Source organism: Ramlibacter monticola (assembly GCF_016722785.1).
Taxonomy (GTDB): domain Bacteria; phylum Pseudomonadota; class Gammaproteobacteria; order Burkholderiales; family Burkholderiaceae_C; genus Ramlibacter; species Ramlibacter monticola.
In genome coordinates, this window is record NZ_JAEQNE010000002.1 from 683526 (window position 1) to 698153 (window position 14628).

The 14628-nt window shown below is 67.1% G+C and carries 2 protein-coding genes and 1 pseudogene; 2 read left to right on the top strand and 1 reads right to left on the bottom strand.

Going from position 1 to position 14628, the window contains the following annotated elements; translation table 11 throughout:
• Positions 1 to 193: 193 nt before the first annotated feature.
• A pseudogene (locus JJ685_RS11195) lies at positions 194 to 586 on the bottom strand (SAM-dependent methyltransferase); the annotation flags it as partial.
• 215 nt (positions 587 to 801) lie between these two features.
• Here JJ685_RS11195 and JJ685_RS11200 point away from each other — a divergent pair.
• Positions 802 to 1260, top strand: coding sequence for a hypothetical protein (locus JJ685_RS11200; protein WP_201674312.1), 459 nt, complete (start codon positions 802 to 804; stop codon positions 1258 to 1260).
• A 488-nt stretch (positions 1261 to 1748) separates the two neighbouring features.
• A complete protein-coding gene (locus JJ685_RS11205) occupies positions 1749 to 14570 on the top strand; it encodes a peroxidase family protein (protein ID WP_201674313.1) in 12822 nt (4273 codons plus the stop codon).
• The last annotated feature ends 58 nt before the right edge of the window (positions 14571 to 14628 follow it).

A 14628-nucleotide genomic window follows, 5' to 3' on the forward strand; every position in this document is an offset into this window, starting at 1 on the left:
GACCGGGCTGTTTTGCGCCAAATGGCGCGGAACCCCTTAGGAATTTCGGGGGGAGTGTCGCCCGACCAGCCGTCGGACAGACAGTTCATCCCCCAGGAGAATGTCAGCAGCCTGACAGCAACACCATGGCAGCCCAGCGCCCGGACCCCTCGCATGCCCCGGGCCCGCCGGCACGTCCTCACGCCGAGGAGCCCTTGACCGTGCGGAACTTCTCCTTGAACAGCTTGACCAGCTGGCTGTAGCCGCTGCCGTGGAACACCTTGCAGACGAGGGTGCCCTCGGGTTTCAGGTGCCCCTCGGCGAAGTCGACGGCGAGTTCGACCAGGTGCGAGATGCGCGCGGAGTCCGAGGATGGAATGCCCGACAGGTTGGGCGCCATGTCGGAGACCACCACGTCGGCCTTGCGGCCGGCCAGCAGCTTGTCCAGCTCGGCGGCCGGCTCGGGCTCGCGGAAGTCGCCCTTCACGAAGGTGACGCCTTCGATCGGGTCCATGGGCAGGATGTCCAGGGCCAGGATCTGGCCGCCCAGCACGCCGGCGGCCGCGCCCTCGGGGGCCAGCTTGCGGCGCACGTACTGGCTCCAGGCCTGAGCAAGACCGACAGGGGCGTCCCGGTGCCATCCCCCGATCGAGCGTGGACGCAAGGACGTCTACGTGGTCGGCGAGCAGATGTCGGTCCGGGTGCTCCTGCGGTTCCGGGACTTGGGCGAAGGCCTGCTGAGCCAACGCAGGACCTCGCGCACTTCGCGCCGCTGCACGGCGTGCAGCCGGGTGGCTGTTCCTCACCGGGAAGCCGCGCGACGTGCATCGCCTGCGCTATGCCCTGGGCTTCTGCGACCCGGACCCGAAGGTGGACCGGCAGGAAGGCCGGCACACCGGCATGGTGCGCATCGGCAACGATGCCTTCCGCCGCTGGGGCATGGCGCCAGCTCTTGCCGACCCGCGCCAGATTGTCTCGGCGATCCTGCACATGGACCGCAAGCCTCCCTCCGGCCAGCGCGGGAATCGACCGGCCGGCGTGAGCGAAGCGTTAAGTATTAAGTATTTTCACTGTGCCGGTTGCGTGAAATGCATCACGACGGAAGTAACACGTACGGCCGACTTCCATGCGCCGGAGCCGCCCCAGGTTGCGGCGCTTTTCCTTGTACCCATGAGCACAAAGCCAGCACCATTGCTGGCTCACTGGCACCAGCAGGCCTGGTTGGGACCGCCTCATGGACCCGCAGCGCAGGCGTCGCCACTCACAGCAGGAAACCAATAAAACTTTATTGTAACTATTTGCATCCAAATTGGTACTAAAGAATGTTGCCATCTATAACACTGGACACCGATGTAGCACATTGAACTACATCGGTGGGGGCTGAAACCGGCAAACCCCAACATCTAGATACTGCCGGTGGAAGACCAAGGCGCAACAGCCTTGGGGAGTCGGTGAGCTGCCCAGCAGCTCACCTGAGGAGATGGTCATGCAAACCGACTCGGTTTTGCAAACGGGCGCCTGCGTCCCGTTACGCCCGCTCCGCCCGGCACGCGAGTCGCGCCGGACGCACTGCACCTGCATCCCGGCTTTCCCGCCCCTGAAACGACCACGGCATCGATGGCGCCGGTCGGCTCGCCCGTAGTCCGCCTCCCTTGAGTTCCTGACTGGATCCGCTCCAGTCGCTCGCTTGCCCCCGGGGCCGGCGCGGACAGGCTTTGCCCGGTCATCGGGCAAGGGCCCCGCCTGCCCCATGAAAGAGGAGATTCGAGATGGTCACGTTCATCCGCTCAGACCTGGATTTCATCCTCCAGCAGATCATCATCGCGGAGCGCCAAGCCAACGGCGAGTCGCTGCTCGACCTCATCCCAAACGTGGACCTGCCCTACGGGCTGCGCACGGTCGATGGCTCGCTGAACAACCTGGTCATTGGCCAGAACGAATTCGGCTCGGCCGACGACGTGTTCCCGCGCCTGGGCACTGCGCAGTTCCTCCCGGCGGAGTTCGGCACTTCGTACGCCCAGACGAGCGGCACGGTGATCGACTCGCAACCGCGGGTGATCTCGAACCTGATCGTCGACCAGACCGCCAACAACCCCGCCGCGATCGCCGTGGCCGCCCAGACGCCGGGCGGGCAACTGGTGACGAGCCCCGGCCTCGACGGCGTGTTCGGCACCGCGGACGACACCCAGGTGAACTTCATTCCGAACCAGTCGCCGGACCTCGGCCTGTCGGCGCCGTTCAACGAGTGGTTCACCTTCTTCGGGCAGTTCTTCGACCACGGGCTCGACCTCGTCACCAAGGGCGGAGTGGGGACGGTGTTCATCCCGCTGAAGCCCGACGACCCGCTGTTCGACCCGACTCCCGGCGCAGCGAATTTCATGATCGAGACGCGGGCGACCGTCACCATGCTGCCGGGCCCCGACGGCATCCTCGGCACCGCGGACGACACCCGCGAGAACCAGAACACCACGACGCCCTTCGTCGACCAGAACCAGACTTACTCTTCGCACCCGTCGCACCAGGTGTTCCTGCGCGCGTACGCGATCGGGCCTGACGGCCATCCCCATGCCACCGGCAAGCTGATCGAGAACCTCGACCTCGGACCCGATGGCCATTTCGGCACGGCCGACGACACGCCCGTCGGCGGCATGGCCACGTGGGCGGTGGTGAAGGCGCAGGCCCGCGACATCCTGGGCATCAACCTGACCGACAAGGACTTCGACGACGTCCCGCTGCTCGCGACCGACGCCTACGGCAACTTCGTCAAGGGCGCGCACGGGATGCCGCAGGTCGTGATGATCACGCCCGGCGCCGACGGCATCTTCGGGACCGCCGATGACGGCTCCCACCTGGTCGAAGCCGACCGCGCCGCGCCGCTCGATCTCACGCACGCCGTGCGCACCGGCCACCAGTTCCTGATCGACGTCAACCACGACGCCGTGCCCGTGTTCGATGCAGCGGGCAACCTCGCGCCAGACGCCGACAACATTGCCGGCAACGCTCAGCCCTTCGACCCAGCCACCGGCCAGAACCTCACCTACGACGACGAGTTGCTCAACGCCCACTACATCGCGGGCGATGGCCGCGTCAACGAGAACATCGGCCTGACCGCGGTGCACTCGATCTTCCATTCGGAACACAACCGGCTGGTCGATGCCACCAAGAACCTGATCCTGTCGGGCAACGATCTCGACTTCCTGAACCAGTGGCTGCTCGCGCCCGTCGCGGCTGTGCCGACCACGCAGACCCAGATCGACGCCCTCCAGTGGAATGGCGAGCGGCTGTTCCAGGCTGCCAAGTTCGGCACCGAGATGCAGTACCAGCACCTCGTGTTCGAGGAATTCGCGCGCACGCTCGTGCCCGCGGTGGACGAATTCCTGGCGCCCAACGGCTACGACACCACGATCGACCCGTCCATCTTCGCGGAGTTCGCGCACGCGGTGTTCCGGCTCGGCCACTCCATGCTGACGGAAACCGTCGACCGCTTCGACCCGAATTTCAACCTGGTGGACCCGGACCCGACGAATCCCTTCGACCAGCAGCTCGGGCTGATCAAGGCCTTCCTGAATCCGCTCGAATTCGCCGCCAGCGGCCCGACGCCGGCCGAGGCGACGGGCGCCCTCGTGCGCGGCCTCACCCGCGAGGTCGGCAACGAGATCGACGAGTTCGTGACGGAGGCCGTGCGCAACAACCTGCTCGGCCTCCCGCTCGACCTCGCCGCGCTCAACATCGCGCGCGGCCGGGACACCGGCCTGCCGTCGCTGAACGGCCTGCGCGCGCAGATCCAGAACTACGCCGGGCAGGACACCGCGGCCGGGGACAGCGTGCTGAAGCCCTACGTCAGCTGGGCCGACTATGCGGCGCACATGCAGCATCCCGAATCGCTGGTCAACTTCATCGCGGCCTACGGGACGCACCCCCTGATCACGGCCGCCACGACGGTGGACGCCAAGCGCGCCGCGGCGATGGACATCGTGTTCGAGACCGCGACTTCGCCGCTCGACCGGCTCGACTTCCTGAACAGCACCGGCGACTGGGCCGACGATGCCGGCACCCATACCAAGGACAGCGACGGTGTCACGACCACCGGCCTGGGCAGCGTCGACCTGTGGGTCGGCGGGCTCGCCGAAGCGACCGAGCCGTTCGGCAGCATGCTGGGCTCGACCTTCCAGTTCGTGTTCGAAACCCAGCTCGAGAACCTGCAGAACGGCGACCGCTTCTACTACCTCTCGCGCACCGCGGGCATGAACTTCGGCAACGAGCTCGAAGCCAACTCGTTCTCCGACCTGGTGATGGCGAACACCGACGCCACGCACCTGCCCGCGAACATCTTCTCGACGCCGGCCTGGATCCTCGAAATCGACCCGACGAAGCAGCACACCGGACTCGGCCTGGACGGCCGCGCCGACCCGACGTTCGCCGACGACCAGCCGCCCGCGGGGACGCAGTCGGAGGTGCTGGCCAGCTTCAACCACCCGACGATGATCAACGGCATCGAGGTCGCGCCGCTCGTGATCCGCGACAACCCGGACACCGTCGGCCCGGACACCAACTACCTGCACTACACCGGCAACAGCCCCGTGGTGCTGGGCGGAACCAGCGGGAACGACATCCTGATCTCGGGCGCGTCCGACCAGGACACGCTGTGGGGCGACGACGGCAACGACCGCCTCGACGGCGGCGCCGGCGACGACCACATGTTCGGCGGCGCGGGCGACGACATCATCACCAGCGGCGGCGGCACCGACGTCATCGAAGGCGGGGACGGCAACGACGTCATCACGGAAGGCCATTCGCACATCCCGATCGACGTCCCGAACATCATCCTGGGCGGCGCCGGCAAGGACTTCGTCTCCATGACCGACGACATCAGCATGATCTTCGGCGGCACGGGCGACGACTTCATCGTCGCCGGGATGTCGACGCACCTGGGGCAAGGCGCGCGCAACAACCTGCCGGAAACCGGCAATGAAGGCGACGACTGGATCGAGGAAGGCACCCAGGACGGCTCGCCCGGCGACAACATGAACCCGTTCCTGCTGGACGACGTCGCGGGCAACGACATCTTCGTGGGCGGCGGCGGCTTCGACGAGATGATCGGCGAAGGCGGCGACGACATCTTCGTCGGCAGCGACGGCCAGGACAAGATGGACGGCATGTCCGGCTTCGACTGGACCACCTACAAGGACGACAAGTTTGGCATCACCGTCGACATGCGGCTGCCGCTGTTCTCGCCGGCGCATGGCGGCAATGTAGTCACCAACATCATCGACGCCGCGCCTGGCGCGGCCGCGGGCGCGGGACAGGGGGTGGGACAGTCGCCCGACTCCATCATGGATCGCTTCGCCGAAACCGAGGGCATGTCCGGCTCCCGCTACGCCGACATCATCTTCGGCGACGACCAGACTGCCGCGGTCATCGCGGGCATCACGGCCAAGGGCAGCGTCCTCACCAACATCTCGCTGATCAACGGCCTGCAGGACTTCCTCGGCGCCGGCGTGACGTCCTTCGGCGCCGGCAACATCATCCTCGGCGGCGACGGCAGCGACCTGATCTGGGGCAACGGCGGCGACGACCTGATCGATGGCGACAAGTGGCTGAACGTGCGCATCAGCGTGCGCGCCAATGCGGACGGGACGGGCCCCGAGATCGCCAGCTTCGACCATGCGCGGGACCTGACGCCCTTCATGGTGAACGGCACCTACAACCCCGGACAGCTGGTCGCCGTCCGCGAAATCCTCCCAGGCCACGGCGGCTACGACACGGTGAACTTCAGCGGCAACTTCGCCGACTATGCGATCACGATCAACGACGGCAACACGCCCAACGACATCAGCGACGACGTCATCACCGTCACGGACACGCGGCCCAACCTCGACGGCAGCGATCGCCTCACGCACATCGAACGCCTGCAGTTCAACGACACCGCCCTCATCCTCGACCCGAGCCTCAACAACGAGCCGGTCGGCCAACTGGCGATCCTCGATGCCGTCTCGGGCACGCCGGACGACACGCCGATCGAAGGCCAGGTGCTCAAGGTTTCGATCGCCGGCGTGACCGACGCGGACAACGCAGACGGCACCCCCCGCGGTGCGACCTACGTCTGGCAAAGCGAGATCAAGCCGGGCGTGTTCAAGGACATCATCCTGGCGCCCGGGCGCGTCGGAGTGGGCTTCCCTGCCGCCGACGGCCTGACCTTCGTGGTCGATCCCGCCCTCGGCCTGGCCGGACAGGCATTGCGCGTCCGCGCCGTGTACATGGATGACCATGGCGTGACCGAGCAGGCCTACTCGGCGCCCACGACGCCGGTGGCCGCGTCGCCGGTGGCACCCGTCACGCCTGTCAGCTTCGTGGACCACACGCAGCAGGCGGCAGGCAGCGTGGGGGTCCATTTCATCCGCAGCGACCTCGACTTCATCCTCACCCAGATCCACTACGCCGAGCGCAACGCCGCCGGCGAAAGCCTGGCCGCCATCCTGCCCAACGTGCGCGTTCCCTTCGGGCTGCGCACCGTCGACGGTTCCGACAACAACCTGATCAATACCGTGAACACCGGGGACCAGACCCAGTTCGGCGGCGCCGACACGGTGTTCCCGCGCCTGACCGATCCCGTGTTCCGTCCGGCGGAAAACGGCACGTCGTACACGCAGACCAGCGGCACGGTGATCGACTCGCAACCGCGCACCATCTCGAACCTGATCGTCGACCAGACCGCCAACAACCCGGCGGCCTACGCAAGCGCGTACAACCCCGGCCCGGACGGCGTTCTCCACACGGCCGACGACGTACTGAAGGACGGCGTCAGCATCGTCACCAGCCCCGGCCTGGACGGCCAGTTCGGCACCGCCGACGACCGGCAGGTCTTCCAGACGGACAACGTCATGCCCGACGCGGGCGTGTCCGAGCCCTTCGACGCCTGGTTCACCTTCTTCGGCCAGTTCTTCGACCACGGCCTCGACCTCGTCACCAAGGGCGGCAACGGCACGATCTTCATGCCGCTGAAGGACGACGACCCACTGGTCGCCGGCGCCGACGGCGTCTTCGGCACGCCGGACGACCTGCCGCCGCAACTGCGCTTCATGGTCGAGACCCGGGCCACCATGCTGCCCGGCCCGGACGGCGTGCTCGGAACGGCCGACGACATCCACGAGAACTCGAACACCACCACGCCCTTCGTCGACCAGAACCAGACCTACACCTCGCATCCGTCGCACCAGGTGTTCCTGCGCGCCTACGCGGTCGACGCGTTGGACGGCAAGGTGCATGCCACCGGCAAGCTGATCGAGAACCGCAACCTCGGCCCGGACGGCCACCTCGGCACCGCCGACGACACGCCGATCGGCGGCATGGCGACCTGGGCGGTGGTCAAGGCGCAGGCCAACGACCTGCTCGGCATCCACCTGACCGACAAGGACTTCGACAACGTCCCGCTGCTCGCCACCGACCCGTACGGCAACTACATCCGCGGTGCGCACGGCCTTCCCCAGGTCGTGATGAAGACCGCCGGCGTGGATGGCACCTTCGGCACCGCCGACGACGGCACGACCCTGGTCGAAGGCAACCGCGCCGCGCCGATCGACCTGACGCACGCGGTGCGCACCGGCCACCAGTTCCTGATCGACGTCAACCACAACGCGGTGCCGGTGATCAATGCGGCCGGGAACCTCGTTCCCGATGCGGACAGCATCGCGGGCAACGCCCAGCCCACCGATGCCTTCGGCAACAACCTCACCTACGACGACGAGCTGCTCAACGCGCACTACATCGCCGGCGACGGCCGGGTGAACGAGAACATCGGGCTCACCACGGTGCACTCGATCTTCCACAGCGAGCACAACCGGCTGGTCGACCAGGTGAAGAACACCATCCTGGTCGCGGAACAGGACACCCCCGGCTACATCAACGACTGGGTGATGCCCGGCTTCGTGTTCCACGCCGGCATGACGGCCGACCAGATCGACTGGAACGGCGAGCGCCTGTTCCAGGTGGCGAAGTTCGGCACCGAGATGCAGTACCAGCACCTGGTGTTCGAGGAATTCGCCCGCACGGTGCAACCGCTGGTCGACCCGTTCTTCGCGCCGACACAGGTGTACGACACCAACATCAATCCCGCCATCGTCGCGGAGTTCGCGCACACGGTGTACCGCTTCGGCCACTCGATGCTGACCGAGACGGTCGACCGCTACGACGCGAACTTCAACGTCGTGGGTGACCCGAACTCGGCCAATCCGGACCAGCAGCTCGGCCTGATCGCCGCGTTCCTGAACCCGCTCGCCTTCGTGGGCAGCGGCGACACCCCCAGGGAGGCCGTCAGCAATATCGTGCGCGGCATCACGCGCACCACCGGCAACGAGATCGACGAGTTCGTCACCGAGGCGCTGCGCAACAACCTGCTCGGCACACCGCTCGACCTCGCCGTTCTGAACATCGCCCGCGGCCGCGACACAGGGATCCCGGGCCTCAACGAGGCACGCCGCGAGTTCTACGCCGACACCAGCGACAGCGAGTTGAAGCCCTACACGAGCTGGGCCGACTTCGTGCAGAACATCAAGCATCCGGAGTCGCTGATCAACTTCATCGCCGCCTACGGCACGCACTCCAGCATCACGAGCGCCACGACCCTCGACGCGAAGCGCGCAGCGGCGGCGGCCATCGTCCTGGGCGGCGCCGACGCACCTGCCGACCGCCTCGACTTCCTCAACAGCCACGGCGCCTGGGCGAACGACGTCCATGGTGTCACGACGACCGGGGTGGACGGCATCGACTTCTGGGTCGGCGGCCTGGCGGAGGAGGTCACGCCCTTCGGCGGCCTGCTGGGATCGACGTTCAACTTCGTGTTCGAGAACCAGCTCGAGAAGCTGCAGGACGGCGACCGCTTCTACTATCTGGAGCGCACCGCCGGCCTGAACTTCAACGCCGAACTCGAGAACAACACCTTCTCGAAGCTGGTGATGGCGAACACCGACGTCACGCACCCCAGCGCGCTCATCTTCCACACGCCGGCCCTCACGCTCGAAGTCGACGCGACAAAGCAGTTCAACGCGGACGTCGTGCTGCCCGGCCCGGACGGCATCATGGGCACGGCGGACGACGTGTCGGCGCCCCGGGCGGACCCGGTCAACACCGGTCCGTTCGCCGCGCTCATTCCGCTGGTCATCCGCGACGACCCGCACACGCCGGAGCACGAGGTCAACTACCTGCACTACACCGGGGACGGCAGCGTCAACACGGCAACGAGGGGAGTCGTCATCGGCGGCACACCAGGCCACGACACCATCATCTCGAGTTCCGGTGACGACTCGATCTGGGGCGACACCGGCAACGACCGCCTCGAAGGCGGCATGGGCAACGACCAGATCGACGGCGGCGCGGGCGACGACATCATCACCGACACCGGCGGCGACGACGTGATCCACGGCGAGGACGGCAACGACGTCATCCAGGGCGGCAACGGCCTGAACCTGCTCCTCGGCGGCTACGGCCAGGACTTCATCATCTCCGGCGAGGACGGCGCAGATGTGCGGGGCGGCCCCGGAAACGACTTCCTCTACGGCAGCAAGCTGAACGAGTTCTCGATGGGCGGCGAAGGCGACGACTGGATCGAGCGCGGCACCAGCGACGGCGCGGCCGGCGACAACTTCGATCCCTTCGGCAACGACCCCATCAACGGCAACGACGTGTTCAAGGGCGACGGCGGGACCGACAACGTCGACGGCGAAGGCGGCGACGACATCTACATCGCCACGCCCAGCGAGGCCGACCGCTTCATCGGCTTCAGCGGCTTCGACTGGGCCACCTTCAAGGACGACCTGGTCGGCGTCACCGTGGGCCTGGACTCCAGCCAGCGCTTCGCCGACCAGCCGGTCGTGCCGGGCTCGTCGTCGTCCATCATTTCACGCCTGGACCTCGTGGAAGGCCTGTCGGGAACGCACTTCAACGATTACCTGAGCGGTGACGACGCCATTGCGACGGTGATCGCGACCGCCGGCATTGGCGGCAGCGTGCTGACGAATCCCGGACTCATCAGCGGCCTGCAGGACTTCCTGAACGCCTTCAAGGGCACGCCGGCGACGCCGGTCGTGACCCGGTTCGGCGATGGCAACATCATCCTGGGCGGCGAGGGTAGCGACACCATCTTCGGACGCGGCGGCGATGACCTGATCGACGGCGACGCCTGGTTGAACGTGCGCATCAGCGTGCGCGCAGGCCATGACGCCAACGGTCCGTTCGGACCGGAGATCACCAGCGCCAACAGCATGACGGAACTGATTCCGTTCATGCTCAACGGAACGTACAACCCCGGGCAACTGCAGGTCGTCCGCGAGATCCTGTACGCGCCGACGCAGGACTTCGACACGGCGCTGTACCAGGGACCGCTCGCGAACTACGGCTTCACGGTCAACGGCGTTGCGGCGACGGCCGCGGACCTGGTCACCGCGTCGTCCAACGACATCATCACGGTGACGGACAACGTGGTCGCCGGCGCCAAGGGCGACGGCACGGACACGCTGCGGCATATCGAGCGGCTGCAGTTCGCCGACCAGGCCATCGTGATCGACGGCCTGAACAACGGCCCGACCGGAGCGCTCACGATCTCCGACACGACCCCGGCGGAAGACCAGCTGCTGACGGTGTCGATCGCCAACGTGCACGACGCCGACAACATCACGGCCGCCAACCCGACCGGTGCGATCACCGGGCCGGTCACGTACATCTGGCAGGTGGAGGACCGGCCAGGCACGGGCATCTTCCACGACCTCATCCACTTTGCCTTCGGGGAGATCTCGCGCGAGGACGCCAACCACTTCACGCCGGCGGAACCCTACGTCGGAGGCATCGGCCTGCCCAGCCTCGTGGGGCTCGAGGTGCGGGTGCGGGCCGAGTACCAGGACGGCCACGGCGTGCTCGAGAGCGTGTTCTCGGCAGCCACGGCGGCGGTCACGAACGTCAACGACCCGGCGACGGGTGGGCCGACCATCAGCGACATGACGCCGACGGAAGGATTGCCACTGACGGCATCGTCGTTCGGCATTTCGGACCCGGACGGGATCACCACCTCGGTGTTCAGCTACCAGTGGCAGCAGGGCGCGCTGGGTGGCGGCGGAACCTTCGCCGACATCGTCGGTGCGGTCGGCGACACCTTCACGCCGACCCAGGACCAGGTCAACCGGCAGCTGCGGGTCGTCGCCACCTTCGTCGATGACCATGGGACGACCGAGACCCTGGCTTCCATCGTGCCGACGACCGTGACGGGCGACCTGATTGAGCCCAATGCGCTGGGCCAGCTTCTCACCGGCACCGAGGGCCAGGACATCATCTTCGGCGGTGGCGGCAACGACACGATCAACGCCCTGGGCGAGAACGACGTCGTCGACGGCGGCGCGGGCAACGACATCATCAACGCCGGCGCGGGCAACGACACGATCAACCACACCGCGGGCGAAGGGACCGACACGGTCGACGGCGGCGCCGGCACGGACCGCCTGAACGTGCTGGGCACGGCGGGCAACGACACGGTGACCGTGCGCCTGGATCCCACCGGCATCTCGAGGGTCGACAACGGTGTGGTCACCGGCGTGGAATCGTTCACCGCCGACCTGGGTGACGGCAGCGACACGCTCGTCTACACCACTGCCCTGTCGGTATCGATCAACCTGGCCAACGGCCCGTCCTTCCCGGGCTTTGTCACGGTCGCGGGGGTCGAGAACGTGACGACGGGCGCCGGCAACGACTCGCTGATCGGCACCGCGGATGCCAACGCTCTCGATGGCGGCGCCGGCAACGACACGCTCGATGGCGGCGCCGGCAACGACACGCTGACCGGCCGGACCGGCAACGACAACATCAGCGGCGGCGACGGTAACGACACGGTGAACTACACCTTCGGCGACGGACTCGACACGATCGACGGTGGCGCCGGCATCGACCGCCTGAACATCACCGGCACCGCGGCGGCCAACGTGCTGGCAGTCACCGTCTCTGGGGGGGTGCTGACGAGCGCGCTCGGCATGCCGCTGACCAACATGGAAACGGCGACGGCCAATCTCGGCGCCGGCGTGGACACCCTGACGTACGTGGGGGCGACGGAAGCCGTGGCGGTGGACCTGACGGCCGGAACGGCCTCGGGCTTCATCACGATCGCCAACATCGAGAACGCGATCGGCGGCGCCGGCAACGACACGCTGCGCGGCAGCACGGCCGCCAACACGATCGACGGCGGCGCCGGCAACGACACGCTGTCCGGCGGAGTCGGCAACGACAACATCAGCGGCGGCGACGGTGACGACACCATCAACTACACGTTCAACGACGGAGTCGACGCGCTCAACGGCGGCGCCGGCAGCGACCGCCTGAACATCACCGGCAACGCTGCGGGCAACGTCCTGGCGGTCACCATCTCCGCCGGAACGTTGACGAGCGCGCTGGGCATGTCCCTGCTGAACATCGAAACGGCCACGGCCGACCTGCTGGGTGGCGTGGATACGCTGTCCTATGCCAGCGCCACCGAAGCGGTGACCGTGGACCTGGGAGCAGGCACCGCTTCGGGCTTCATCTCGATTGCGCACATCGAGAACGTGATCGGCGGCTCCGGCAACGACACACTGACCGACCAAGCCGGCGTGACCAACACGCTGACGGGCGGCGGCGGCAACGACACCTTCTTCGTGCACGAAACCGCCGACGTCGCATCCGAAGGCGCCAACGGCGGCATCGACGAAGTGCGTTCGTTCGCATCCAGCTACGTCCTGTCGAACGTCAACGTCGAGAACCTCACCTACGTCGGCGCCGGCAACTTCACCGGGACCGGCAATGCCAGGGACAACACGGTCAGCGGCGGCGCAGGCAACGACACGCTCTCCGGCCAGGGCGGCAACGACACGCTCAATGGCGGCGGCGGCACCGACTCGCTCGACGGCGGCATCGGCAACGACACGCTCAACGGCGACGATGGCAACGACACCTTGACCGGCGGCAGCGGCAACGACAGCGTCAACGGCGGCCTCGGAGACGACACGGTCAACTACCTCTTCGGGGACGGTGTCGACACGCTCGACGGCGGTGGCGGCACCGACACGCTGAACATCACGGGCACGGCAGCGGCCAACTTGCTGGCGGTCACCATCTCCGGCGGCGTCCTGACCAGCGCGATCGGCATGGCCATGACCAACATGGAGACGGCCAAGGCCGACCTGCAGGGCGGCGTGGACACCCTGACGTACGCGGGTGCGACCGAAGCCGTACACGTGGACCTGGGCGCGGGCACCGCTTCGGGCTTCGCCTCCATCGCGGGCATCGAGAACGTGAGCGGCGGAAGCGGCAATGACGTGCTGGCTGATGCCGCGGGTGTGGCCAACGTGCTCATCGGGGGCGCGGGCAACGACACCTACGTCGTCCACGAGAGCGCTGACGTGATCGTCGAAGCAGGCGCGGCGGGCACGGACGAAGTCCGCACCTTCACCTCGGCATACACGCTAAGTGTCACGTTGGAGAACCTCACCTACGTCGGCACGGGCGACTTCGCCGGCACCGGCAACGCATTCGCGAACGAGATCACGGGCGGAGCAGGCAACGACTCGCTAAGCGGCGGCACCGGCGATGACTCGCTCCACGGCGGTTTGGGCAACGACACGCTGCGCGGCGGCTTTGGCAATGACGTAATCGACGGTGGCGACGGTGACGACATCTTCGCGTACACGATCGGCGACGGCACGGATATCCTCAACGGTGGAGTGGGGCTCGATACTCTGGACATTCTCGGAACTACAGCGGCCAACACGATTGGCGCCGTGTTCTCGGGAACAACCCTCGCCAGCGTCGCAGGACTCACGCCCACGGGCGTCGAGCGCACCAGGCTCGATATGCTCGGCGGCATCGACGGGCTGACCTATGCGGGCACCACGAGCGCCGTGACGGTGGACCTGGGCGCGGGCACCGCGTCGGGCTTTGCCTCCATCGCGGGCATCGAGAACGTGACCGGCGGCAGCGGCAACGACCTGCTGGCGGATGCCGCGGGTGTGGCCAACGTGCTCATCGGGGGCGCGGGCAACGACACCTACGTCGTCCACGAGATCGCTGACGTGATCGTCGAAGCAGGCGCGGCGGGCACGGACGAAGTCCGCACCTTCACCTCGGCATACACGCTAAGTGTCACGTTGGAGAACCTCACCTACGTCGGCACGGGCGACTTCACCGGCACCGGCAACGCAGCGGCCAACGTCATCACCGGCGGCGCCGGGAACGACACACTGAGTGGCGGCGCTGGCAACGACACCATCAAGGGTGGCGATGGCAACGACTTCCTCGACGGCGGCGTGGGGAACGACATGTTCGTGTTCCAGGCCGGCTTCGGGACCGACAGGATCACGGGCTTCGACGCCAACGTCACCGGCGGCCAGGACCTGATGGACCTGAGCGCCCTCGGCGTGACGGCCGCGACGTTCGGAGGGTCGGTGTCGATCTCGGTGCAGGACATCGACGGCGTCGGGGCGCTGGACACCCTGATCTCCGTCGGTGGCGGGGCCATCGAGGTGCTGGGCGTCAACGGCGTCGGCGCCAACGCCATCACGCAGACCGACTTCATTCTCGCTTGAAAGCAGTCGCCGCTTCCCCGGTCTCCGGCCCGGGGAAGCGGTACCGAGCATGACCCCT

What these genes read in the sequence shown, in the direction of transcription:
- JJ685_RS11205 (WP_201674313.1), top strand. Translation starts at nt 1,749, where the DNA reads ATGGTCACGTTCATCCGCTCAGACCTGGATTTCATCCTCCAGCAGATC.